The sequence below is a fragment of the Aestuariibius violaceus genome, from assembly GCF_040779325.2.
GTDB lineage: Bacteria > Pseudomonadota > Alphaproteobacteria > Rhodobacterales > Rhodobacteraceae > Aestuariibius > Aestuariibius violaceus.
Genome location: NZ_JBFONT020000001.1, coordinates 307,245 through 331,513 on the forward strand (window position 1 = coordinate 307,245; position 24,269 = coordinate 331,513).

The 24,269-nt window shown below is 64.6% G+C and carries 24 protein-coding genes; 6 read left to right on the forward strand and 18 right to left on the reverse strand.

Features of this window, described 5'->3' with window-relative positions:
• Window positions 1-101 precede the first annotated feature (101 nt).
• From AADZ90_RS01505 to AADZ90_RS01515, 3 genes are all read right to left on the reverse strand, one after another.
• Window positions 102-470: an MmcQ/YjbR family DNA-binding protein gene (locus AADZ90_RS01505; RefSeq protein WP_367309523.1), complete on the reverse strand. Its 369-nt coding sequence runs from the start codon at window positions 468-470 to the stop codon at window positions 102-104.
• The gene (locus AADZ90_RS01510; RefSeq protein WP_367309522.1) at window positions 467-1,405 is read right to left on the reverse strand and encodes a carbohydrate ABC transporter permease; all 939 of its coding nucleotides are present in this window, start codon (window positions 1,403-1,405) and stop codon (window positions 467-469) included. Before AADZ90_RS01510 ends, AADZ90_RS01505 begins: the two co-directional genes overlap by 4 nt.
• Before the next feature lie 99 nt (window positions 1,406-1,504).
• Window positions 1,505-2,770 carry an ABC transporter substrate-binding protein gene (locus AADZ90_RS01515; RefSeq protein WP_411996917.1) on the reverse strand — a complete coding sequence of 422 codons (1,266 nt, stop codon included), beginning with the start codon at window positions 2,768-2,770 and terminating at the stop codon, window positions 1,505-1,507.
• Between the two features lie 127 nt (window positions 2,771-2,897).
• On the opposite strand from AADZ90_RS01515, the gene AADZ90_RS01520 reads away from it, so the two are divergent.
• The 3 genes from AADZ90_RS01520 (at window position 2,898) to AADZ90_RS01530 (ending at window position 5,067) form a co-directional block, all read left to right on the forward strand.
• Complete coding sequence (locus tag AADZ90_RS01520; protein ID WP_367309521.1) at window positions 2,898-3,698, forward strand: IclR family transcriptional regulator; 801 nt, start codon at window positions 2,898-2,900, stop codon at window positions 3,696-3,698.
• On the forward strand, window positions 3,699-4,748 hold the full coding sequence (locus AADZ90_RS01525; RefSeq protein ID WP_367309520.1) for an ABC transporter ATP-binding protein: 1,050 nt from the start codon (window positions 3,699-3,701) through the stop codon (window positions 4,746-4,748).
• 82 nt (window positions 4,749-4,830) lie between these two features.
• Window positions 4,831-5,067, forward strand: coding sequence for a hypothetical protein (locus tag AADZ90_RS01530; RefSeq protein WP_367309519.1), 237 nt, complete (start codon window positions 4,831-4,833; stop codon window positions 5,065-5,067).
• Here the strand turns inward: AADZ90_RS01530 and AADZ90_RS01535 are convergent.
• The 6 genes from AADZ90_RS01535 to AADZ90_RS01560 are packed head-to-tail and all read right to left on the reverse strand — an operon-like array spanning window position 5,038 to window position 12,551.
• A complete protein-coding gene (locus AADZ90_RS01535; protein ID WP_367309518.1) occupies window positions 5,038-6,036 on the reverse strand; it encodes a nuclear transport factor 2 family protein in 999 nt (332 codons plus the stop codon). The genes AADZ90_RS01530 and AADZ90_RS01535 overlap by 30 nt on opposite strands.
• 3 nt (window positions 6,037-6,039) lie before the next feature.
• The gene (locus tag AADZ90_RS01540) at window positions 6,040-7,017 is read right to left on the reverse strand and encodes a nuclear transport factor 2 family protein (RefSeq protein WP_367309517.1); all 978 of its coding nucleotides are present in this window, start codon (window positions 7,015-7,017) and stop codon (window positions 6,040-6,042) included.
• Window positions 7,018-7,019: 2 nt separating this feature from the next.
• Complete coding sequence (locus tag AADZ90_RS01545) at window positions 7,020-7,907, reverse strand: dimethyl sulfoxide reductase anchor subunit family protein (RefSeq protein ID WP_367309516.1); 888 nt, start codon at window positions 7,905-7,907, stop codon at window positions 7,020-7,022.
• Between the two features lie 30 nt (window positions 7,908-7,937).
• On the reverse strand, window positions 7,938-8,693 hold the full coding sequence (locus tag AADZ90_RS01550) for a 4Fe-4S dicluster domain-containing protein (RefSeq protein ID WP_367309515.1): 756 nt from the start codon (window positions 8,691-8,693) through the stop codon (window positions 7,938-7,940).
• Window positions 8,693-9,730 (reverse strand): M42 family metallopeptidase, encoded by a 1,038-nt coding sequence (locus AADZ90_RS01555; protein WP_367309514.1) that lies wholly within the window; start codon window positions 9,728-9,730, stop codon window positions 8,693-8,695. The genes AADZ90_RS01550 and AADZ90_RS01555 overlap by 1 nt, the downstream gene beginning before the upstream one ends.
• Before the next feature lie 16 nt (window positions 9,731-9,746).
• A complete protein-coding gene (locus AADZ90_RS01560) occupies window positions 9,747-12,551 on the reverse strand; it encodes a molybdopterin oxidoreductase family protein (RefSeq protein ID WP_367309513.1) in 2,805 nt (934 codons plus the stop codon).
• A gap of 281 nt (window positions 12,552-12,832) precedes the next feature.
• Here AADZ90_RS01560 and AADZ90_RS01565 point away from each other — a divergent pair, with 281 nt between their 5' ends.
• A complete protein-coding gene (locus AADZ90_RS01565; RefSeq protein ID WP_367309512.1) occupies window positions 12,833-13,885 on the forward strand; it encodes a dipeptidase in 1,053 nt (350 codons plus the stop codon).
• 46 nt (window positions 13,886-13,931) lie between these two features.
• On the opposite strand, the gene AADZ90_RS01570 is transcribed toward AADZ90_RS01565, so the two are convergent.
• Entirely contained in the window at window positions 13,932-14,720 is a 789-nt protein-coding gene (locus tag AADZ90_RS01570; RefSeq protein ID WP_367309511.1) for a protein-disulfide reductase DsbD domain-containing protein, read from the reverse strand.
• A 95-nt stretch (window positions 14,721-14,815) separates the two neighbouring features.
• Here AADZ90_RS01570 and AADZ90_RS01575 point away from each other — a divergent pair, with 95 nt between their 5' ends.
• Window positions 14,816-15,376, forward strand: a complete 561-nt coding sequence (locus tag AADZ90_RS01575) for a YqgE/AlgH family protein (protein WP_367309510.1) — start codon at window positions 14,816-14,818, stop codon at window positions 15,374-15,376.
• Window positions 15,377-15,706: 330 nt separating this feature from the next.
• On the opposite strand, the gene AADZ90_RS01580 is transcribed toward AADZ90_RS01575, so the two are convergent.
• From AADZ90_RS01580 to pobA, 5 genes are read right to left on the reverse strand one after another with little or no spacing between them, the layout of a single operon-like run.
• On the reverse strand, window positions 15,707-16,540 hold the full coding sequence (locus AADZ90_RS01580) for a 3-oxoadipate:acetyl-CoA acetyltransferase (protein WP_367309509.1): 834 nt from the start codon (window positions 16,538-16,540) through the stop codon (window positions 15,707-15,709).
• On the reverse strand, window positions 16,533-17,105 hold the full coding sequence (gene pcaG, locus AADZ90_RS01585) for a protocatechuate 3,4-dioxygenase subunit alpha (RefSeq protein WP_367309508.1): 573 nt from the start codon (window positions 17,103-17,105) through the stop codon (window positions 16,533-16,535). Before pcaG ends, AADZ90_RS01580 begins: the two co-directional genes overlap by 8 nt.
• Window positions 17,102-17,821, reverse strand: coding sequence for a protocatechuate 3,4-dioxygenase subunit beta (gene pcaH, locus AADZ90_RS01590; protein WP_367309507.1), 720 nt, complete (start codon window positions 17,819-17,821; stop codon window positions 17,102-17,104). The genes pcaG and pcaH overlap by 4 nt, the downstream gene beginning before the upstream one ends.
• Complete coding sequence (gene pcaC, locus AADZ90_RS01595) at window positions 17,818-18,192, reverse strand: 4-carboxymuconolactone decarboxylase (protein ID WP_367309506.1); 375 nt, start codon at window positions 18,190-18,192, stop codon at window positions 17,818-17,820. The genes pcaH and pcaC overlap by 4 nt, the downstream gene beginning before the upstream one ends.
• Window positions 18,189-19,358 (reverse strand): 4-hydroxybenzoate 3-monooxygenase, encoded by a 1,170-nt coding sequence (gene pobA / locus AADZ90_RS01600; RefSeq protein ID WP_367309505.1) that lies wholly within the window; start codon window positions 19,356-19,358, stop codon window positions 18,189-18,191. The genes pcaC and pobA overlap by 4 nt, the downstream gene beginning before the upstream one ends.
• 231 nt (window positions 19,359-19,589) lie before the next feature.
• Here pobA and AADZ90_RS01605 point away from each other — a divergent pair, with 231 nt between their 5' ends.
• On the forward strand, window positions 19,590-21,209 hold the full coding sequence (locus AADZ90_RS01605) for a substrate-binding domain-containing protein (RefSeq protein ID WP_367309504.1): 1,620 nt from the start codon (window positions 19,590-19,592) through the stop codon (window positions 21,207-21,209).
• 419 nt (window positions 21,210-21,628) lie between these two features.
• On the opposite strand, the gene AADZ90_RS01610 is transcribed toward AADZ90_RS01605, so the two are convergent.
• The 3 genes from AADZ90_RS01610 to ahcY all read right to left on the reverse strand — a co-directional run bounded on the left by AADZ90_RS01610 (window position 21,629) and on the right by ahcY (window position 24,164).
• Window positions 21,629-21,970: a DUF2853 family protein gene (locus AADZ90_RS01610; protein ID WP_367309503.1), complete on the reverse strand. Its 342-nt coding sequence runs from the start codon at window positions 21,968-21,970 to the stop codon at window positions 21,629-21,631.
• A 120-nt stretch (window positions 21,971-22,090) separates the two neighbouring features.
• Window positions 22,091-22,765 carry an extensin-like domain-containing protein gene (locus tag AADZ90_RS01615; protein ID WP_367309502.1) on the reverse strand — a complete coding sequence of 225 codons (675 nt, stop codon included), beginning with the start codon at window positions 22,763-22,765 and terminating at the stop codon, window positions 22,091-22,093.
• 4 nt (window positions 22,766-22,769) lie between these two features.
• Complete coding sequence (gene ahcY / locus AADZ90_RS01620) at window positions 22,770-24,164, reverse strand: adenosylhomocysteinase (RefSeq protein ID WP_367309501.1); 1,395 nt, start codon at window positions 24,162-24,164, stop codon at window positions 22,770-22,772.
• Window positions 24,165-24,269: the final 105 nt, after the last annotated feature.

Sequence of the window (24,269 nt, forward strand, 5' to 3'; positions counted from 1 at the left end):
CCTGGTAAGGTCAGGATCGTGAGTATTTTTGGCCAGATGAAGATGGGCGGGCTCAATCTTCATCTGGCTGTAAATACTCGTGTCCAGGTCGTGCCTGCCACTCATGAGGACGCCTCCCCCTCGCTGAGGGCTGCGCGAACCTTCTTGGGCAACCCCTTCGCGATCGTGTCGTAGCTGACCGCGATACGGTGACGCGCCTCGTCCGCATCCAGCGCAGCGAGGTCGAGCTGGACCCAGGAGCGGTGGAAGTAAGGCGCTTTCGACGCCGCGCCCGCATCGATCAGCATCGTCGCGGTTTCCACATCCGGGCATTTGACGGCTGCGGTTTCGGTATTCGCGGCGCGCGTCTCCTCATGGCCGAAACAGGCGAACATCTTGCCACCGACCTTCCAGGCATCAAGTTCTCCAGCGCCGGAGAGCATGGCACCGGGATGGGCGGCGCAGAGCGCATCGAACTCGGCCCGGGTCATCGGCGCGCGCTCCGTTCTTCGTTCCACATCGACCAGAGGAAATACGCGATGAAAAGCATCATGATGAGGAAGAGAACGACGGCGATCGCCGCGCCGTAGCCCATGCGGAACCCGAACTCGGCCAGCGCCTTTTCGAACATGTAGAAGGACAGGACCCGGGTCGACCCGAAGGGCCCCCCATTCGTCATGATCGAGATCAGGTCGAAGCTCCTGAGCGCGCCGATGATCGTCACGACGAAGGCGATGAACGTGGCGGGCTTGAGCTGCGGCAGGATCACGTACCAGAGCATCTTCCACCCCTTCGCGCCGTCAAGCCGGGCGGCCTCCACCTGTTCGGGGTCCACGGCATTGAGGCCCGTGAGGTAGAGGATCATGCAATAGGCCGTCTGCGGCCAGAGCCCCGCGGCGATGATCCCGTAGGTCGCAGTCGTCGGATCGCCGAGGATGTTGAACGGGCCCGCACCGACCCACGCGGCGATAGCGTTCAGAAGCCCCTCGTTCGGCAGGTAGAACCACGAGAAGACGAGGCCGACGACGACCTGAGACAGCACGAAGGGGAAAAAGAAAAGAGACTTGTAGAGCCGGATCCCTGTGACCGTCTGGTTCAGAAACAGCGCGATGAACAGGCCCGCGGGAATGGCGAGCAAATAAAGCAGCAGCCATTTGAGGTTGTTCCACAGCGACACCTCGAAGGCGCGGTCGGTCATCAGTTCCTGGTAGTTGGCAAGACCGATGAATTCCGCCTCCCCCAGCCCGTCCCAGGCGTAGAGCGACAGGTTGAAGCTCTGGAAGATCGGGATGACGACGTAGACCGAGAAGAAGAGGATGCCGGGCGCCAGGAACAGCCACGGCGTCAGCGCGATCTCGTTGCGCTTGTACCAGCCGCGCGGCTGCTTGGTGCGGGTCTGGGCGGGCGGGGCAACGACGTCGGTCATCGGGCGGCTCCGGAACAGAATTTTCTAGAAAATTCTGCACAGGCAAAATCTTCTAGAAGATTTTGACGGGCGCGGCAGGCTCCGCCACGCCCGATGGTCTCAGTAGATCCGCTGACGCGCCTGTTCGAGGCGGTTCAGGATGTCGTCGAGATTGTCGGGGAAGACCATGAATTCCTGAAGGCCCTCCATCGCGGTCGCCGCCATCTCGGCCGGGACGTCCCGGTCGAAGAACTGGGCGACGCCGCCGGTCGAGTTCTCGGACAGCATCGTGAAGCCTTCCTGCAGGAACTTGTCGTCCGGCACACTTGCTGCCGCATTGATCGGAAGCTGCTGCAACCCGTCGGGCCCGTTGATGTAGGTCTGGATCTCCGGCGACACGACGAAGCGCAGGAAGGCGCGCGCGTTATCCTTGTTTTCCGCATTGGACGGGATGTGGAACGTGTCGGTCGGCGCATCCTCGGCCATCTCCACCTCCGGGTTGATCGCCGGGAACTGGTAGAAGTCCAGCTGGTCGTCGCTCAGCCCGGCCTCACGCAGCGGCGGGACGGCGAAGTTGCCCATCAGATAGGCCGTCGCCTCTCCATTCACCATGAAGGGCAGCGCCTCCTGCCAGCTATAGGTCTGGTGGTTGTCGATGAAGGCGCCCATGTCGATCAGCTCGCGCCAATTGGCGAAGGTCTGGCGAACGCGGTCGTCGGTCCAAGCCACCTCGCCGTTCGCCAGCTGCATGTGGAAGTCGAACCCGTTGGTGCGCAGGTTCATATAGTCGAACCAGCCGCCCGCGGTCCAAAGGAACTTGGACCCGATCGTGTAGCACTTGCGCCCTGAATCGAGGATTGCCTGGCAGTTCGCCTTCTCCTCTTCCCAGGTGGTCGGCTCCGACAGGCCAAGCTCGTCGAAGATGTCCTTCCGATAATAGACGCCCCACTGGTAGTAGGTGTAGGGCACGCCCCACTGCGCATCATCGATGGTCATCGCGCCCTTGGTCGAAGCGAGGTTTTCAGCGATCTCGGGCTCGGCCCACAGGTCTGAGACATCCTCGAACAGACCCGCCTCTACGTAGGGCCGCATCCGGTTCGCCGCGTACCACGTCGCCACGTCGGGCGAATTCGCGGTCAGGAAGTTCCGGATCTGGGTCTTGTAGGCCTCCCGGTCGATGATCGTCGTCTCGATGTTCAGGTCCGGGTGCTGCTCCTGAAAGCGCGAAATCACCTCTTCCATCGTCGCGCGCGGCGCCGGGTTCGAGGTGTCGAGGAAAATCTTGAGGTCGCCGGTCAGCGGTTCGCCATGGCCCGCGGCGAACGCGGTGCCGCCCATCAGCGACAGGAGGGCGGCGGTGGCCGCGCCCTTGAAGGTGACTGTCATTTGGTCCTCCCTTGACCAATTTTAAGTTCCATTATTTGGAACTCGGTTTTGGATATTGAAATGACACCCCGACTCAGGGATGCTTGTCAACAGTTTCGGGCATCACGGGCCCGGACAGGGAGGATAAATGTCAGGCAGCGGCGACGGCACCGTCGGAAAGGCGCTGGGCGTTCTCGACCAGGTCGCTGGCTTCGGGCGGCCGGTGCGGTTTTCCGAGCTGCTGGAGCAGAGCGACCTGCCGAAGGCAACGCTCTACCGGTTGCTGCAGACGCTGACCAATCAAGGGATGGTCGCCTACGATCCCGAGCGCGGCGTCTACAGTCCCGGTATGCGGCTGGTGCGGCTGGCCCATGCGGCCTGGGCGCAATCGTCGCTGGCCGAGGTCGCGCGCCCCTATCTCGACAGGCTCAGCCGCGAGGCGGGCGAAACAGTGCACCTTGCCCAGCTCGACGGGGGTCACGTCCTTTATGTCGACAAGCGCAATGCGGCAGACCCGGTCGAGATGTATTCGCAATCGGGCAAGGTTGGCCCCGCCTATTGCACGGGCGTCGGCAAGGCGATGCTGGCCCATCTGCCGGCGGACGATCTGACCCGCGTGCTGAAGCAGCAAAGCTTTCATCGTTTCACACCGGCAACCCTGCCGGATGAGGCGGCGCTCCGGGCCGAGCTGGCCGAGATCCGCGAACACGGCTACGGCTTCGACCGGGAGGAGCACGAACCGGGGATCATCTGCGTCGCCGTCCCGATCCTCAGCGGGCGGGGGCGTTGCCTCGGCGCGCTGTCGGTCACCGGGACGACCACGCGGACCAACCTGGCCGAATTGGAACGGCTCGTGCCCCGCATCAAGGCGGCGGCGCAGGCGATTGCAGAAGAAGCACAGCATTGGCGGTTTCCGGACCGCCCGGTGGAAGCGGAGGAGGAGCGCTAGATGTCGGGTGTCGTTCTGAACGATGTAATCAAGAAATACGGTGAAACGCAGGTGATCCACGGGATCGATCTGCAGATCGAAAACGGGGAGTTCTGCGTCTTCGTCGGCCCCTCCGGCTGCGGCAAGTCCACGCTTCTGCGGATGGTCGCGGGTCTGGAAGAAACGACCGACGGGGCGATCCGGATCGGCCAGCGCGACGTGACGCGGATGGATCCGGCCGAACGCGGAGTGGCGATGGTGTTCCAGACCTACGCGCTCTACCCCCATATGACGGTCGAGGAAAACATGGGTTTCGGCCTCAAGATGAACGGCCACGCCAAGCGCGAAATCCAGACGAAGGTGGCCGAAGCCAGCCGCATCCTGCAGCTCGACGATTATCTCAAGCGCAAGCCCGCCGCCCTCTCCGGCGGCCAGCGCCAGCGCGTCTCGATCGGGCGGGCCATCGTCCGCGGGCCAGAGGTCTTCCTGTTCGACGAACCGCTTTCGAACCTCGATGCGGAATTGCGGGTCGAAATGCGGGTGGAGATCGCGCGGCTGCACAAGGATATCGGCGCCACGATGATCTACGTCACCCACGACCAGGTCGAGGCGATGACGCTCGCCGACAAGATCGTGGTTCTGCGCGCGGGCCGAATCGAACAGGTCGGCGCCCCGATGGACCTCTACCGCGACCCGGACAACCAGTTCGTTGCGGGCTTCATCGGCTCGCCCTCGATGAACTTCGTCCGCGGAACGGTCACGGATGGCGGACAGGTCGATGTCCCGGGCATCGGCACAGTGCCCGCCGCGGGCCTCGATGCGGGGCGCGAAGTCGTCGTCGGCATGCGGCCCGAACACATCACCATCGACCCCGCGGGCGACACCCACCGGGTCGACCTCTCCGAGAGCCTCGGCGGCGTGTCCTACGTCCATCTGCTTGGCGGAAACGACAAGATCGTGGTCGAGGAACGCGGCGATTACCGCTCGAAAGAAGGCGACACCGTCGCGATCAGACCCGATCCCGCCTACCTCTATTTCTTCGACGCCGCGTCGGGCCAGCGCCTCCGATAAGGAAAATCTGCACAAGCGCTCCAAACCTGCTAAGGTCGCGCAAGGTACCTGAGGCGTGGGGGGCACGGCGCGGGGAGAGCAGATGCCTTTACTTATCTTATGTGGCCTTGGTGCAGGCCTTGTCGGCGCGGTTGGCGCCTGGATGGTTTTCGGAGCGTCCTTCTGGGCGATCCTTCTGGGATATGTCCTTCTGGGCAGCCTCGGGGTGGGCGCTGCGGGCCTGTTTATAGCCCGCAAGGAACTCACTCCGGCCAGGGAGACATCTACCGACGAGGCCGGCGTCGAGAAATCAGAAGACGACCGGCTCGAGCGTATTTGACCGGGCGATCAGGTCGATGCCGAGCTGATCGAACAGATCGCCGTAGTCGAGAAGCACCCAGTTCTCGGCAATACGGTCGCTCGAGGTCCGGTAAAAATCCATGACCCGCAGCATCAGCGCCTTGCCCGAAGCCGGAACGCCCAGATAATCGCCCTTGTGCGTCATCGTCATCGACGGCCAGCCAGACACCGCGGCATAGTTTCCATCCCCGATCCGGCAATAATGGTTGCCGCCCTTACGGTCTGGAAATGCCGTCAGGAACGACGCGCGGTGATCCTTCACGAATCCGTCCCAGCGATAGTTCGACCCGATCCCGCCGGGCCCGTACCACATCATGTCATCAGCCCAGGTGCCGCCCTCCCCGGTCTGCCCGGCCGAGGTCATGGTGCGCGGATCATAGGCATGAAGGCTCGTCAGCATCCGCTCGACAACATCAAGCGACGCAGCGCCACCCGCTGGATCGGGGCAAAGTCCGTCCTGAGTCGCGGGCGCCGGAAAGGTCGTCTCGGTCCCGATCGACGGGATCGGCATCCGACCCGCCTGCCGCATCAGATCAGGCAGGTCGAAGATGATCCGCGCCAGCGTGATCTTCCCGTCCTCGATCCGAAAGAACTCCCCCGCCCGCAGAAATGCCAGATGCCCCGACGGATTCAGCCCGAAGAGCGTCCCGTCGAAATTGCCCACGTAATGGGTGACGGCAGCACACCAGAACCCGCCTTCCTCCCGAATGTTATCGCCTCCGATGAACAGCAGATCCCGCCGGTAAAGGCCCGACAGCGCGTTGACCAGCGGGCGCAGGAACCCATGCGCGATCGCCGCCCGTCCCTCCAGGCGCCCCACGGGCCAGGCGCAATCGAACACCGCATCATCGGCAAGGATCCCGTCCTCTGCCGGATCCTTGAAAAGCCGGTCCAGCCCCGCCCGCACCTGCCTGCGCAGGTCGGCCTGCCCCGTCTGTAGATCAAGCATCTCTCACACGTCCCCTGTGGAAAGAAGGATTTGCTTCCAAACCGCGGTATCGTCGATCAGAGTCCATTCCCGCGCAAGCCCCCGCGGCCCGAATTCCGCGTGCGTGATGCCCATGACATGCAGCGTCGCACCGGTCGGCGGCCCGAACCGCCCATACCCATCATGCCGCCCGTCCATTGACCACCGGATCGCAGCCCGCGGCGGCATGTCCGGGTCGTCTAGGCGCCCGATCGCATGGTGGATTACGAACTCCGCCGAGGGCAAAGCATTGCGCAGAGACATCCAGAACCGCACCGCATCCTCCGGACCCCGCCCGGCCTCATGGCACGGATAAGCCAGCCGCGCCGCCCGATCATAGCCCTTGGCGAAGGCCGAAAAGTCCCCCGCCATCGCATCGCCCAGCAGCGCCCCCAGCGCATCACTTGGCGCCGCACCATCCCCCACGCCATCATAAGGCCCGGCAATATCGATCTCCGGCCGGTAGGGCGCAACGCACGCCTCCGGCCCGCCTTCCCGCGCGATCAGCCGCCGGGTCCAGCCGGGGATATCCTCTCCCATCTGCAGAACGATCGCCCCCTGATCACGCACCAGCCACTCGTCCTGCACCGCGTTCCCCCGGCACCAGCAATCGGCCAAGATCCGATAGGCCAGCTGCCGCCCCGTCGGCGGGCCATACATGCCCGCCCCGCTATGGGTCGCCGTGCAGTAAAGCCGATGCGACGACAGGAAACTGTCCTCCCCGGTCAGCGTCCAGATCACGTCCTCGCCCAGCAGCTCCCGGTCCGGAAACTCCGCCAGTGTCGCCAGCGTTGCCGCGACGATCCCGCCATTTCCCTTGATGACCGAGGATGGAGACCGGACGATCAGATCCTCCCCGTAAAACCCCTCCAGCGACCGGATCCCCCGATCCTCCCAGATCGCTTTGGTGATCCCGAGGACATAATCCGCCTGATCCCGCCACTTCGGATCGAACCCCTCCACGCTCAGGCCGTCCGGGCGGTATGCGCCCCGTAATACAGGCCCACCACATGTTCGGCCTCCGCAAAGAACAGCCAGCGCGTCACGAGCAGCCCCTGGAAATGACACAGCAGCGCCAGCCCCGCCGTCACATGGCTTGCCGGCGCGATCAGAAGCAGAACCGCCGGAACGACGCCGGCCAAAGCCAGCCCGATCACCCGCAGCCGAAGCGCATGCTTCCGCGCGACCTGAAACACCATCTCCCGCGTCAGGTAATTCCCGCCCGTATGCGGAGGCTCAAAGCTCCGCACCCGGCCTCCTTCAAGCCCCGTCGCCGTCGCCAAAGTCGTCCCCGACCTCCGCAGCGCGCTGTCGCCCCGGATCCAATGCGCAAGCTGGATCGCCGAGGCCACAAGGAACAGCACCGCCGCCAGCATCACATGCGCCGCCAGCAACGCCCCACCCGCCAGCGCCCAGCCAAGGAACAGGGCAGGCGTGGTCAAATCGTTCCACCGCGGCACCGTCTTCAGGCTGGCATAGATCATCGAGGTCGAGAGTACGGTTGCGATGCAAAACGCAGCCGCCAGCCAGCCCAGAACCAGCACATGACCGGACCCGAAGATCTGCGCCAGCGCGGTCAATCCGGCCAGCACCAACGCCGCCACCGCCAGACACGCCTCCCTCGACAACCACGACGACCGCCATTGCGTAAACGCCCGCAACGCCCGCTCAGGCCGCCCCAGGTGGAACGTCGACGCGATCAGCCCGCTCACGGCCAACGCAAACCCGATCGCATAGAAGACGAACGCAGCGAGGCCCTCCGGCGCCGGCCACCCGACCCCAAGGAAGGCCAGCAACCCAAACCCCGCCCCGGAGAGCGTCGAAAACAGGATGACGGAAAAGGCCGGATGCATCCGCTCAGCCGCGCGTCTTCAAAAACAAACTCACGACGGCCCTCCCGGCAACCGCGACAGCGCCTTGTCGAGCCACCCAAGAAACCCGTCCGGCGTCTCGGCCACCGGTTCCAGCAGCGGCGCCAGAACATCCAGCGGCTCGTCCTTCGGCCGCGGCGGCAGATACTGGTTCACCGGCTTGGTCCCCTGCTCGGGCATCAGGTCGATCCCGCCCCGCTCGGCCACCAGCCGGGACACCGCGCTGTCCGGATCGCCCAAATCCCCGAAATGCCGCGCCCCCGCCGGGCAGGTCCGCACGCAGGCCGGCACCCGATCCTCCTCCGGCAGGTTCTCGTTATAGACCCGGTCGACGCACAGGGTGCACTTCTTGATCACCCCCTCCACCGGATCCTTCTCCCGTGCCCCATAGGGACAGGCCCAGGCGCACAGGCCGCAGCCGATGCAGGCCGTTTCGTTCACCAGAACGATCCCGTCCTCGGCCCGCTTGTAGCTCGCCCCGGTCGGGCACACGGTCACGCACGGCGCGTCCTCGCAATGCAGGCAACTCTTCGGGAAATGCACCAGCTGCGCCACCCCGTCCTCCGGCTGCACCTCGTAGGAGTGGATGCGGTTCAGAAACGTCCCCGACGGCTCCGCCCCATAGGGATCGGTATCCGCCAACGGCGCCCCGTAATTTTCCGTATTCCAGCCCTTGCACGCCGTCACACAGGCATGACAGCCGACACAGGTATCCAGGTCGATCACAAGGCCAAGCTTGACCTCCGAGGGGGGCGGCAACTGGGTCATCAGGTCTCTTTAAGGTAGGCCACTAGGATATCCCGCGCCGCCTGCAGGTCATTGCGGTCGATCATCTCCGTCACCGTGTGGATGTAGCGGGTGCCGACGACGATCCCCACCGCCCGCGCCCCGGCGGCAGCCTGTTGGGCGGCAGCCCCGTCCTGCCCGCCGGAGCGCAGCATCGTCCGCTGGAACGGGATCTCCTCGCGGGTCGCCAGCGCCTCGATCTCGTCCACCAGCGCGGTATCGGCGATGAAGCTCCCGTCCCGCAGATGCAGCCCGAACCCCTTGCCCAGCTCGCTCGTCCGGTCGTGCTCCGGCACACCCGGAGTGTCGCAAGCCAAAGTTACGTCGATCCCGATCCCGATCTCTGGCTTCACCGCATAGGACGACGTCCGCGCGCCCCTCAGCCCGACCTCCTCCTGCGAGGTAAACACCACATGGATCTCCGCCGCGCCGCGATGATCGCCCAGCCCCCGGATCGCCTCGATCCCCAGCCAGCACGCGATCCGGTTGTCGAGCGCCTTCGACACGATCCGCTCGCCCATCTCGATCAGCGGCTCGTCCATCACCACCATGTCACCGACGCGCACCTTATCCTTCGACGCCTCGCCAAGCCCGGTATCAATGTAGAACTCATGCGGATCGGGCACCTTCTTCACATCATCTTTCGAGGCGATATGGACCGGCGGCCCGCCGGGGTTCATCACCCCTTTGATATCCCCACCCTTCGCCGCAATCAGCACCCGGCGCGAGAACAGGTTGCGCGGGTCGAACCCACCGACCGGAAGGACATGGACAAAGCCCTTCTCGGTGATGTGGCTCACCAGAAAGCCGATCTCGTCCATATGACACAGCAGCATGATCCGCACCGGCGCCTCGGTCCCCGCGGCCGCCTCCCGGCGGCAGAGCAGCGACCCCATCGGATCGGTCTCCACATGATCGAAGAGCCCCTCGATCTCGCCCTTGATCAGATCCCGGATCCGGGCCTCATGGCCCGGCACGCCGGGCGTCTCGCAAAGCCGCTTGAGAAGGTCGATATTCATGGCCGCTCCTTCCGGGTCATCTCACGCTCCACGCCAGCGTCTCCGGTGCCTCCGGCACGGGCGAGGTCTGTGCCCCTGTCTGCGGCAACACTTCTGCCGGAGCTCTCGTCTTCTCCATCTTCACCCGCAGGTCAAACCACGCGGCCTGCCCCGTCACGGGATCCGAGTTCGACCAGCGCAAGCCATCCCCCCGCGGCGGCAAAAGCTCGTGGATCAGGTGGTTCAGCAGGAACCCCTTCGTCGCCTCCGGCGCCTTCGGGTCCAGTGCCCAGGCCCCCTTCCGCTTACCGATCGCGTTCCACGTCCAGACGGTATTCGGGTTCAGCGCCGCCATATGGGCGACGGGCACCGTGATCTGCCCGTGGGGCGAGATCAGGTTCACCCAATCCCCGTCCGCCAGCCCATGCGCCTCCATCAGCGCGGTCGGCACGTAAAGCGGATTGCGCCCGTGGATCTGGCGCAGCCACGCATTCTGGCTCCCCCAGGAATGATACATCGCCATCGGCCGCTGGGTCAGCGCATGGATCGGGTATTCCGCCGGATCCTCCAGCGCATCGACGAGCGGCGCGTGCCAATGCGGTAAAGGCGTCAAGGTCGACTTGATCCGCTCCCGCAGATGCTCCGGCGGCTGCCGTGAGCCATAGCCTTCGGCGGCCAGCTGGAACCGCCGCAGCGGTTCAAGATACAGGCTGAACAGATACGGCTGCGGGCTGTCATAGAACCCCGTCTCGACCGCCCACTCCTGATAGGCGGCATTCCACGGCTTGTAGAACGCGGCCTCCTCCGGGACGTGCGAGATCCAGAACCCGCCATTCTCGATATACCGGTCCAGCTGATCGGGGCTCGCCTCCCCGCGGCCCGTCCCCTCGCTCCGCCACCCCGCCAAGGGCCCGATCCCCGGGCGGCGGATATGGTTGACGATATAATCGGCATAATCGGCGTATTTTGCGCTTCCGTCCTCCTCGACGAACCCGGGCAGCCCCAACCGCGCCCCCAGATCGACGAGCACCGACTGGAACCCCCGCACATCCCGATCCGGCTCCACCACCGGCCAGCGGATCGCATCTGCCGCCGCATCCGCCTCGCAAATCGGCCGGTCGAGCAGAGAGATGCAGTCGTGCCGCTCCAGATACGTCGTGTCCGGCAGGATCAGGTCGGCATAGGCCACCATCTCGGACGAATAGGCGTCTGAATAGATGATCCGCGGGATCTTGTACGCCCCGGCCTCGTCCTGATCCGACAGCATGTCCATCACGGACCGCGTGTTCATGGACGAATTCCAGGCCATGTTCGCCATGTAGAGGAACAGGGTGTCGACCTCATACGGATCGCCCGCATGGGCATTGGCGATCACCATATGCATCATCCCATGGGCCGACAGCGGGTTCTCCCAGGTGAACGCCTTGTCGATCCGCGCCGGGCTGCCGTCCTCCTTCAGCGCCAGATCATCGGGCCCGTGGGGGAAGCCCAGATGCGGCCCGTCCAAAGGCTCGCCCGCCTTCGCGCGATAATGCGGCTTCGGATGCGCCGACATCGGCTTGGGATAGGGCGGCTTGAAGCGGAATCCACCGGGCACCTCCACCGTCCCAAGCAGGATCTGCAGGATATGCAGCGACCGGCAGGTCTGGAACCCGTTCGAATGGGCCGAAATCCCGCGCATCGCGTGCATCGCGACGGGCCGCCCAACCATCCGCTCATGCCGGTGCCCGCGGAAATCCGTCCACGGCCGGTCCAGCACGATCTCCTCCTCGAACGCCGTCTTGGCCAGCAGCGCCGCCAGCCCCCGGATCCGCTCCGCCGGGATCCCGGTGCGCTCGGCCACGTTTTCCGCCGCATGGGACGGGTCCAGGAAATGGCTCACCAGATGATCCAGCACGGTCCGGTGCGCCGTGCCCTTCAACGTCTGGCCGGCCGACAGATCGGGTTCCACCCCCTCTGCGTTCCAAGGCTTCAGGCTCCCCGTCCGCCGGTCGACGACCAGCGGCCGCCCTTCACCGTCCTTCAGGAGAAGCCCCTGCGTCTCCCCCTCCCGCGCATCGACAAGGCAGGGCGCATTGGTGAACCGGGCGAGATAGTCCAGATCGATCCGCCCCGCCTTCAGCAGCTCGTGGATCAGCGCGTTGATCAGCAGGCCATCCGTCCCCGGCGTGATCCCGAACCAGTCATCGGCGACGGCATTGTACCCCGTCCGGATCGGGTTCACCCCGATCACCCGCGCCCCCCGGCCCTTCAGCTGGCCGATCCCCATCTTGATCGGGTTGCTGTCGTGATCCTCGGCCACCCCAAAGATCAGGAACAGCTTCGTCCGCTCCCAATCGGGCTGCCCGAATTCCCAAAACGCGCCGCCCATGGTCGTGATCCCGGCCGCCGCCATGTTGACCGAACAGAACCCCCCATGGGCCGCATAATTCGGCGTGCCAAAGGCCTGCGCCCAGAAGCTGGTGAAACTCTGCGACTGATCCCGCCCCGTGAAAAACGCCAGCTTCTCCGGGTTCTCCTCACGCACCGGAGCCAGCCAGGACACCGCCGTCTCCAGCGCCTCCTCCCAGCTGATCTCCTCGAACTCCCCCGACCCCCGCGGCCCCGTCCGCCGCATCGGCGCCCTGAGCCGGGCGGGAGAGTTGTGCTGCATGATCCCCGCCGCCCCCTTGGCGCAGAGCACCCCGCGGTTCACCGGATGATCCCGGTTCCCCTCGATATAGGCGACCTTTCCGTCCTTGATATGGACATTGATCCCGCACCGGCAGGCGCACATGTAGCAGGTCGTCTTGCGGATCTCGTCCGAGACAGGCGGAGACAGGTCAAGCGCAGGCTGTGTCATTGCCTTGACCCAACCAGAAATCCCAACCCGACGCGAGGCCCAAAAGCGACGTATTTCGGCGCAGAGCGATCGTGTATTCGCCGGAACGGCGGCGGAAAGACCGCCCGCCACGAAACAATCCCAGCCCGGCACCTGAGGAGCAAGCGCCGCTCGATTTCAGCTATCGTCGATGCGAAGAACCTTCAGGCTTTTCGGTGTGGCTGACATATTCTTGGCGTCTTGGCCCGACGGGCGTTACAGCGCATATCCGGCGCTCAGGTAGGACAAGGGGACAGGCTGCCATGAAGACACCTCCCGTCTTTGACGGTCACAACGATGTCCTGAGCAGATTGTATAAACGAGGGACCTCCGGCGGCATCCGGGGATTTCTGACCGGCGACGACGGCCATATCGACGTTCCGAAATCCCGTCTCGGAGGTTTCGCAGGCGGCTTCTTCGCCGTATTCGTCCCGTCCCGTGGAGAGTTTTCAGGGTATCTGGAAAGGATGCAGGCGCCGGAATACGACCTTCCATTGCCACCCGAAGTTCCGCTTGCCGAAGCACAGAAGATCGCTTGGAAACAGGTCGAAACCCTCAGGCAACTCGAGAAGGACGGCGGACTGACGATCTGCACCGATACAGACGCCATCCTGCACTGCATCTCATCGGGGGAAATCGCAGCCGTCCTTCACATGGAAGGGGCCGAGGCCATCGATCCAGGGTTCGAAACGCTGGACCGGCTTTACGAGGCAGGGTTGCGATCCCTCGGCCCTGTATGGAGCAGACCGACACCTTACGGCGACGGCGTCCCTTTCAGGTTTCCGTCCAATCCCGACATAGGTGGCGGACTGACCGATATCGGCAAAAGCCTGGTTCGAAAGTGCAACCGGATGGGTATCCTGGTCGATACGTCCCATATCTCCGAAACCGGGTTCTGGGACATCGCCGCGATCACGGACGCGCCTATCGTCGCCACCCATTCCAACGTCCATGCCATTTGCCCGCATTCGCGCAACCTGACCGACAAGCAGCTAGCTGCGATTGCCGAAACCGGTGGCGTGGTCGGACTGAATTTTGCCACGGCGCTCTTACGGGAAGACGGGCGCATGGTGGATGACGTTCCCGTTTCCATGATGGTCCGGCACCTGGAGCACATGGTGCGCATCGTCGGCGAAGACGGGGTTGCTTTGGGGTCTGACTTCGACGGCGCGACCGTGCCGAAACCCATCGGTGATGCGAGCGGGCTTGGGGCGCTGCGGCAGGCAATGACCGACGCAGGCTTCGGGACCAAGCTGATCGAAAAGATCTGCTACAAAAACTGGGTGGGTGTTCTCAAGCGAACCTGGAGGCAATAACGGATCGAAAGCATCCCATGCCGTTCCCTTATCTCGGCAACACGCCCTACCCCGCCGGGCACCCCCGGATATCCACGCCTTTGCCCTCGGCCAGCACCGTCACCCGCACGGCACTCCGGTCGAGCGCCACCGGCCCCTCCTGCGCTGCCAAGTCCGCCGTGACGACCAATCGGTCTCCGGCCCGCTCGACCTCCGGGTCCGAGACCCAGATGCCCGGCCCCGCCTCGATCACCGCCGCCTCAGACGCGCCCAGCCGGCCCACCTCGATCTCTGCCGACAGCCGCAGCCCGTCGGCGAGCGGCATCACCCGGCAGGCCACCCGGCCCACGCCCGCCTCCTCGGCCGTCATCGGCCGGTCGACCAGCGCCGCCACGATCGCCGGATCGCGCGCCCCACTCGCGGGCAGCAGCGCATCGAACTCGAACATCGCCGGGATGCAGATCTCTTCGCAGACGCCGATCTGCACCGTCCCGGCGAAGCGCACCTCTCCGGTCCCGCGCGGCGTCACCTCGACCGGCAGCACCAGCTCTCCCGAATAGCCGACTGATCGCATCCCGTTGGCGTGGAACACCTTGGGCACCGGCCAGTGCCAGGCGACGGCCGCCATATTCTCGGCCGCGTGGAAATCGAAATAGGGCGGGATCCCTGCATCGCCGGGGCTGCGCCAATAGGTCTTCCAGCCGGGCGCCAGCCGCACCCGCACCGCCGCCATGTGCTGGCCCGACGGCATCCGCCAGCCCTCCAGCACCTCCAGCGTCGCCACCTCGCCCAGAGGCTCCGCCGCCGCAGGCGCCCCAAGGCCACAGGCGGCCACAAGAATCCATCGCGCATCCATTTGCCCGCCATGCCATGCCGAACCATTTCTGCAAAGTCACGATCGGGCGATGGCCCCGCCTTGCAAGCGCCGCCTCACACCGCCATCTTCGGACCATGTCAGAGCCCACCGACCTGACCGGACATCTCCTGATCGCCATGCCCGCCTTGGCCGATCCGCGCTTCGCCCGCTCGGTGATCTATCTCTGCGCCCATTCCGACAGCGGTGCGCTGGGGCTCATCATCAACAAGCCCTCCGACGAGGTCAGCTTCCGCGACGTGCTCGAGGCGACCAAGATCGAGGATCGCGGCGGCACCGTGCCCATCCATTTCGGCGGCCCGGTCGAGATGGCGCGCGGTTTCGTCCTCCATTCCTGCGACTACAGCGACGAAGGGGCAACGCTACACGAAGGCGGCCCGCTCGCCATGACGTCCTCGACCGGCATCCTCACCGCGATCTCGGGGCAGAGCGGCCCGGCCAAAGCGCTGCTCGCACTCGGCTACGCGGGATGGGCGCCCGGCCAGCTCGAGGCCGAGATCGCGCGCAACGACTGGCTCACCTGCGAAGCGAGCCCCCGCCTCGTCTTCGACCTGCCCAATGACGAGAAGTGGCAGGCGGCCCTCGAAACGCTTGGCATCAGCGCGCTGACCCTCTCAAGCGACGCGGGCCGGGCCTGACAGCCATCTTGCTTGACGAGGGGCGCGCCCGACCCTGGGTGGGCGCTCGAGAGATAGGATCAGCTCGGACACTTCAAAGCATCTGTGTCGGTTATGCTTCTAACAACACTGCCAAGCGCCCTCCCGCGGGGACGGTCGGGCGCGGCCCGGCGGTGCCGCCGGGCCTAACATACGGACAGCTAAGGCGTCTTATAGTTGACCGATTAAGGGACGAGGGCATCGCCCGACCTGGGGGGCGAACGCGCAGCGTGCCGGACGTGGCGATGCCCGGCGTTATCGCCGGGCGGGACTGGCCGACGGGGAGACGCGCTTCTCCAAACCTCGCAGTCGCTAGGCTGCGCTCGGTAACCCCAAGATCTCCCGCGCCTGCCGCCAATCCGCCACCGGCCGCTCGTATTTCTGGCACAACTCAACCGCCCGTTCGACCAGCGCCGCGTTCGACGGCGCCAAGGTGTCCCGATTCAGCCGGACATTGTCCTCCAACCCGGTCCGTGTATGCCCGCCCGCCGCGATGCACCACTCGTTGACCGTCAGCTGCGCCGGGCCGATCCCCGCCGCGCACCACTCGGCCTCGGGCGCCAGCCGTTCGACCGTTTTCACGTAATAGTCGAACACGGCCGGGTCGGAGGGCATCGCGTTCTTCACCCCAAAGACGAACTGCACATACAGCTTGCCGGGAATCCGCCCGTCCCGATGCATCGCAACAGCCGTATGGATATGGCTCAGGTCGAACGCCTCGATCTCGGGCATCACACCGTAGTCCCGCATCTCGGACGCCAGCCAGTCCACCAGCTCCGGCGTGTTCTCGTAAACCCGTGCCGGGAAGTTCACCGACCCCGTCGACAGCGACGCCATATCGGGCCGCAAGGGCAGCATCCCCCCACGCTCGCGCCCGGCGCCGGACCGCCCCCCGGTCGAAAACTGCACGATCATTCCAGGGCAATGCTTGCGCAGCCCTTCCAGCAACCGCCCGAACTTCTCCGGGTCGCTCGTCGGCGTCTGGTCGTCGTTCCGCACGTGGCAATGAGCGATCGTTGCCCCGGCCTCGAACGCCTCGTGCACGCTCTCGACCTGCTCGGCGACGGTGATCGGCACCGCCGGGTTGTTCTCTTTCCGCGCCACCGACCCGGTGATAGCCACGCAGATGATGCAAGGCTTAGACATCGAAGAACACCGTCTCTCCATCCCCCTGCAGCACGATGTCGAAGCGATAGACCCCGTCGGCCTCGCGCCGGGCAATCAGAGTCTCCACCCGGTCCCGATGTTCGATCCGCTTCAGCACCGGATCCTCCCCGTTCTCCTCGTCCTCGAAATAGGCCCGCGTCTGAAGCCCCAGATTGATCCCCCGCGCCACGATCCAGACCGTGACATGCGGCGCCTGCATCCGCCCGTCCGGATAGGGCACGGGCCCCGGCTTCACCGTCTCGAACCGGTACTCGCCTGTCTCCATATCGCAGGCGCAGCGCCCCCAGCCGGTGAAGTTCGGATCTCCGTCCGCCCCGAACAACCCATCCGCATCCGCCTGCCAGACCTCGACGACCGCGTCCTTGATGATCGCCCCCATCCCGTCGCGGATCACCCCGTGCAGCACGATCTCTTCCCCGCGCACCGGCCCGGTTGTCATCTCGGCGCCCAGATCAGCGTCATAGACCCCGCCAACGCCCGACAGGTTCGGCGTCAGCCCGATATGCACGTACGGTCCGGCCGTCTGCGATGGCGTCTCCTTCACAAGCCGTCCCTCCGGTTCTCGAAAACCGTCTGCCGCCGCCCCCGCAACACGATGTCGAACCGATAGGCCCGCGCGTCGAAGGGCACGGCTGCCTCCATGTCCAACGGCGCGATCAGCCGCTGGATCGCCTCCGTCGACGGGATCGCGCCCACGATCGGACAGCGCCAGATCAGCGGATCCCCCTCGAAATACATCTGCGTGATCAGCCTTTGCGCAAAGGCGCCCCCGAGCAGCGAGAAATGAATATGCGCCGGCCGCCAATCGTTCCCGCCGTTGGGCCAGGGATAGGGCCCCGGCTGCACCGTCCGGAACTCATAGAAGCCCTCCGCATCGGTCACGCACCGCCCGCAGCCGCCGAAATTCGGATCCAGCGGCGCCAGATATCCCTCCCGCTTGTGCCGGTAGCGCCCGCCCGCATTGGCCTGCCAGACCTCCACCAGCACGCCGGGCTGAGGCCGCCCGAACTCATCCGTCACCCGCCCCTGCACAAGGATCCGCGGCCCAATCGCCGATTTCCCCTCCGCCGCGAAATTGTGGATCAGATCGTTGTCGAGCTCGCCCAGAACCCCGTCCCCGAACACCGGCCCCGTCTCTTCAGACAGGGTCGTCGGAAACGATACCGGCGCCGCCCGGGGCGACCGGGCGAGGCTCGACCGATAGGCATGCGCCAGGGCAGGCGGATGCCACAAGCGATCCCGCGCGACAAACCCGCTCATCGATCCATCTCCGCAAAGACCTCTTTCGCGATCCGGATCGCGCTGTTGGCCCGCGGCACGCCCGCATAAACGGCGACATGCAGGAACACCTCCAGCACATCCTCCCGGCTGGCCCCCGTCTGCGCCGTCGCGCGAAGATGCAATTCCAGCTCCTCCCAATTCCCCAATGCCGCCAGCAGCGCCAGCGTCAGCATCGACCGCTCCCGCCGCGGGATGGCATCCCGCGCCCAAAGCGTGCCCCAGGCGCCCTCGGTGATCATCTCCTGAAACGCCGCATCGAACTCCGTCCGCGCCGCGTCGGCCCGGTCCACATGGGCATCCCCCAGAACCTCCCGCCGCACCTTGCGGCCCGTGTCGTATCGCTCACTCAATAGGGAAGCCCCACATAATTGATCGCCATCGCCGCCTGGGCGGACTTGCTATCCGCCAGAAACTCCAGCTCTGCCCGCTGCATCCGCAGATCGAACGCGCTCTGATCCGCCGTCCGGTGCATCAGCGCGCTGAACCACCACGAAAACCGCTCCACCTTCCAGACCCGCGCCAGGGCCCGCTCGGAATAAAGATCGATCCCCTCCGCATCGCCCTCCTCATAGAACTGCCTGAGCGCATGATAGAGGTAATGCACATCCGATGCCGCCGTATTCAGCCCCTTGGCCCCGGTCGGCGGCACCACATGGGCGGCATCCCCGCAGAGGAACAGCCGCCCCCACCGCATCGGCTCTGTCACGAAGGACCGGAGCGGCGCGATCGACTTCTCGATCGACGGCCCCGTCACCAGCTTGTCCGCCGCCTCCTCCGGAATGCGCCGCTTGAGCTCCGTCCAGAAATCATCGTCTGACCAATCGCCGGGATGATCCGACAGGGAACACTGGATGTAATACCGGCTCAGCCCTGGATTGCGCATGGAACACAGCGCGAAGCCGCGGGCGGAATTCGCATAGATCAGCTCGTCATCCACCGGCGGCGTCTCGGACAGCACGCCGAGCCAGCCATAGGGATAGACCTTCTCGTATTCCGTCCGCACATCCTCGGGGATGGTCTTGCGGCTGACCCCGTGGAAGCCATCGCACCCGGCGACGAAATCGCAGTCGATCCGCCGCGCCTCGCCCTGGGCGGTAAAGGTCACGTAAGGCCGCTCCCCCTCCAGATCGCACAGCTCGACCCCTTCGACCTCGAAAATCGTCTCGGCCCCCGCCGCCTCGCGCGCGTCATACAGATCCCGCGTCACCTCGGTCTGGCCGTAGACGACGACCGGCACGCCGGTATGCTCCGTGAAATCCACGCGGAACATGCCACCGTCATGGGCGATCAGCGTGCCGTCATGGACGATCCCCTCCCGGTGCAGGCGGTCGGCCACGCCGGCCTCCTCCATCAGCCGGACGAAGCCCTGTTCCAGCACCCCGGCCCGGATCCGGCCCAGAACATAGTCCCGCGTCTTCCGCTCCAGCACGACGGCCTCGATTCCGTGGCGATGCAAAAGCTGCCCCAGCAAAAGCCCCGACGGCCCGCCGCCAATGATCACGACCTGAACCCGCATGCTGTCCTCCCGCCGCAAGCTTAGCCGAGAGGTTTGAGGGACCGAAAGGCCTGAAAGACTCTAACAATGGTTGCCGGCAACTGCAGCCTATCAACCCCGGATCAGGGATTAATAAGAATTATTTTTCAACCACCACCTCTCGCCAACCTTTCGCCCGATTCCTCGGCATAGTCTGAACATCAAGACCGGCGTGTGTTGCTTGGTCTTTCGTGAGTGAAAGAGGTAACGAGTATGCTGTCCAAAAGGCTCGACACATCCCTCCGCGCGCTGGCCATGGCCACGGCGGTCGCCGCAGGCGCGGCAATTCCAGCAAACGCCCAGGACAAGCCGACGATCGAATTGCGCACGCCCGATGGCACTATCAGCGTCACTGGAGAGCTGATGGAATTCGCAGACGGCTATTATGTCGTCCGGTCCAATCTCGGTATGCTGCGTCTTGATTCCCGCAGCGTCGACTGCATCGGCGTGCTGTGCCCCGCCGCCTTCCCGACCAACGATCCGAATTTCGGCATCTACGGCTCGCGTACCGTCGGCACGACGCTGATCCCGAACCTGCTGCGCGGCTACGCCAAGAGCGTCGGCGCCAGCTATGAGATCATCCCGACCGAAGAACCGGCAGAGCGTGTGGTGCGCCTGACGAACCCCGACGGATCGCTCCGCGCGCAGATCGACCTGCAGACCCGCGGCTCGGGCAGTGCCTTCCCGGCGCTCGCCGAAGGGGTCGCCGCGATCGGCGTCGCCGACCGGCGGATGAAGGACAGCGACGTCGCCAAGATCGCCGCCGCGGGCATTCCCGACCTGCGCGACACCCGCGGCGAGACCGTCCTGGGCGTCGACGGCATCGTGCTGATCACCCATCCCGACAATCCCGTCCGCAACCTGTCGTCGGACGAGGTCGCCAGGATCTTCTCGGGCGAGATCACCAACTGGCTGGAACTCGGCGGCGGCAATTACCCGATCACCGTCAATTCCTTTGGCGAAGGCTCAGGCGACCGGGCCGTGCTGCTCGACGCGCTGGTGCGGCCCACGGGCCGCGACGAAAAGCAGGACGTCATCCGGTGGAGCGCCTATCAGGACCTCGTCGATGCCGTCATGGCCGACCGCGGTGGCATCGGCTATGTGGGCCGGTGGCTCGCGCGCACCAACGATGTGAACCTGCTCGACGTGCGGGAAGAGTGCGGGCTGCTGTCCCCACCCACCGACTTCCGCATGAAGATCGAAGGCTATTCCCTGTCGCGGCGGCTCTATGCCTATACCCGCCCGGGCCTGATGCACCCCGAGGCGCGCGCCTTCCTCGACTGGACGCTGACCAAAGAGGCGCAGCCCTATATCAAGGAAGCACACTTCATCGACCGCGAACTCGAACGGATGCGGCTTGAGGATATGGGCATGATGCTGGTCCATACCGCTGCGGTAGAACCCGATTTCAACGGCGCCCAGTATTCCAACATGATGCAGCAGCTGCGCGGGGCCGACCGGCTGAGCGTGTCGTTCCGGTTCAATTCCGGCTCCAGCGTGCTCGACGTGGAATCGATCCGCAATATCCAGGAGATCGGCGACCGGATCGAAGCGGGAGAGTTCGAAGGGTTCGAATTGATGCTCGTGGGCTTTGCCGACTCGATCGGCGATCAGGCCCGGAACACGCAGCTGGCGATGAACCGCGCGCTTGCAGTGCGCGAGATTCTGGCCCGCAACCTGTCAAGCCGGGCGCTGCGCAGCATCGATCTGGTTCCCGTCAGTTATGGGGAGCTTCTGCCCCTCTCGTGCAATGGCGATGATGCAGGCCGCGCCCGCAATCGCCGGGTCGAGCTTTGGCTGCGGCTACCCGATACCCGCACCAGCCTTCGTTAGACGGCTTTCCGTCTCCGGGGAGGGAGACGGAAATGGACGGCACCGCGATCGTCGAACCTCGCGGTGCCGTCCTCATGTCTGGACGCTTTGTCTAAACGGCGCGCCTGCGGCGCATGCGACATCTTGCGTTCGCCACGCAGGCCCAAGGGGGCGCTGCCCCCTTGGATCCCCCGAAGTATTTTCGGCAAGGTGAGGAGGAGGCATCGTCTATGATCTGAAGACAGTAGCTGCGGTTCGGCCAGGAATTGTCTTGGGGCGTTGCGCGTACGGAGGGTTAATGGGGGCATTTCGCCCCGGGGGAGTCCGACGAAAAGCCGACCGAATGCCGACATGGCGTTTTTTCGGGAAATCAGGAGGTTAAGGCCGATTCGCCCGGATGTCGAAGAAGGCCCGGATAAGCCGGGCCTAATATGTCCGGGTCAGGCGTAGACGCCTTCCTTGCCGAAGTGCTTGACCAGCAGGTAATAGACCACCACGCGGTACTTGTTGCGGTTGGAATGGCCGTAGGTGTCCATCACCTTCTGGATCCCGCCCATCAGACTGTCGCTTTCGGGTAAGCCCAGCTTTTTCTTCAGGAAATTCTCTTTGACCGTGTTCAGTTCGTCCGTGCTGCTGGAAGCGACGGTAGAACTGTCGGCGTTATAGATGGAGGGGCCGGCGCCGATCGTGACCTTTGTCAGAAGGTCCATATCCGGTTCCACGCCACATTTCTCACGCAGATCCGCGGCGTATTTCTCGATCAGCTCGTCACGCTTGCTCATTGGTGTCTCCCACCTGTCTGGTCCCTGTTCGGGGACGTTGCCCCATTAGATCAGGCCCGCTCAGGCGGTGCCCGCCGGAACTCTAAAGCGGTTTACGGCATCGCGTCAAAGGAAACGATCTCAACGACATAGCCCCCATCCCCGGTTCTGGAGATGGAAGTGATCGGCGTGAAGCGCGTTGTAATCGGGCCCCAGAACAGTGCCGAACCAGCGGCAGGCGGCCTCCCCCGCAGCGGCGAGTTCCGGTCCCCAGTCGCCGGGCAGGCGATAGATGCGGCCATCCGCGAAACCGATGCTCCGGACGTCCACGGCGGCCGCTGTGGCATGGGTCGACATGCGGTTTCCGGTGCCGGTCGACGTGCGGATGGCGCGGCAGGAATAGCTGCCGACATGTTCGATATAGGTGGCGTCCGGCAGGCCGTGCTGGACCCACATCGCGAGGCGCAGCGCAGTTTCGCATTGCGTATCAAGAGGTTGGCTGAGACGCGCGCCGATGCTCTGCAGGCGCACGTTGTTGGGGATGCCGCAGCCTTCCTGATAGGCTTCGACATCGGGAAGGGGCTCGAACGCGGCGCCGCTCGTGGCAAGCGCAGTGAGGCAGGCCTCCCGGTCCCGGATGGTGCGCTGAAGTTTCCAGCGGGTCGCGGCGGTCACGGGATCCTGCACATCAAGCGGCGCCGCCGGGTTCCAGGCAGGCGGCAGCGGCGTTGCGGGATGGTGCAACACCCGCTCCACCCCCACCACCAGCAGAAGCAGGCAGACCGTCGCGAGGACGATCACACGGAAATGGCGCATCGCCCTAGTAGCGGTAGTGCTCGGGCTTGAACGGTCCCTCGGGCTTCACCCCGATATAGGCCGCCTGGTCGGGGTCGAGCGGCGTCAGCTTGACACCGATCCGGTCGAGATGCAGGCGCGCAACCTTTTCGTCGAGATGCTTGGGAAGGATGTAGACGTCGTTGTCATACTCGTCTCCCTTGGACCAGAGCTCGATCTGCGCAAGTACCTGATTTGTAAAACTCGCGGACATCACAAAGGACGGATGCCCGGTCGCGTTGCCGAGGTTCAGAAGGCGCCCTTCGGACAGCAGGATGATCCGGTTGCCCGAAGGCATCTCGATCATATCCACCTGATCCTTGATGTTGGTCCACTTGTGGTTCTTGAGGTTCGCGACCTGGATCTCGTTGTCGAAATGACCAATGTTTCCGACAATCGCCATGTCCTTCATCTCACGCATGTGCTCGATGCGGATCACGTCCTTGTTGCCGGTCGTGGTGATGAAAATGTCAGCCGTATCAACGACATCCTCAAGCAGAACCACCTCGAACCCGTCCATCGCCGCCTGCAGCGCACAGATCGGATCGACCTCGGTCACCTTCACCCGCGCCCCCGCCCCACGCAGGCTCGCGGCAGAGCCCTTGCCCACGTCGCCATAACCGCAGACCACGGCAACCTTGCCGGCCATCATTGTGTCGGTCGCGCGGCGGATCCCGTCGACAAGGCTTTCGCGGCAGCCATACTTGTTGTCGAATTTCGACTTCGTGACGCTGTCGTTCACGTTGATCGCCGGGAAGGGCAGCCCGCCGTCTTTTTTCAACTGATACAAGCGGTTGACCCCGGTGGTCGTCTCCTCCGTGACCCCTTGGATCGCGTCGCGCTGGCGGGTGAACCAGCCAGGAGAGGATGCCAAGCGCTTCCGGATCTGGGCAAAAAGCGCCTCTTCCTCCTCGGATTTTGGAACGGCGATCAGGTCCTCCTCGCCCGCCTCTACCCGCGCGCCAAGCAGGATGTAGAGCGTCGCATCGCCCCCGTCGTCGAGGATCATGTTCGCCGGTTCATCGCCGAAATCGAAGATCTTGTCGGCGTAGTCCCAGTATTCCTCCAACGTCTCGCCCTTGATCGCGAAGACCGGCACGCCCGCCTCGGCAATCGCGGCGGCAGCATGATCCTGGGTGGAGAAGATGTTGCAGGATGCCCAGCGGACATCGGCGCCGAGGGCTGTCAATGTCTCTATCAGCACCGCGGTCTGCACCGTCATGTGCAGAGATCCGGCGATCCGAGCACCTTTCAATGGCTTGCTCTCGCCATACTCTTCGCGCAGCGCCATCAGGCCTGGCATTTCGGTCTCGGCGATGTCGAGTTCCTTGCGGCCATAGGCGGCAAGCGAAAGATCCTTGACGATAAAGTCCTTGGGCATGGCGTCCTCCGGTCTGGGGTCGGGCCTGCCCTAGCACCCGGCCTTCATCATCGCAATGCGGCAGAGCAGCGTTCTGTAAAAACGAAAAAGCCGCCCGACGGGCGG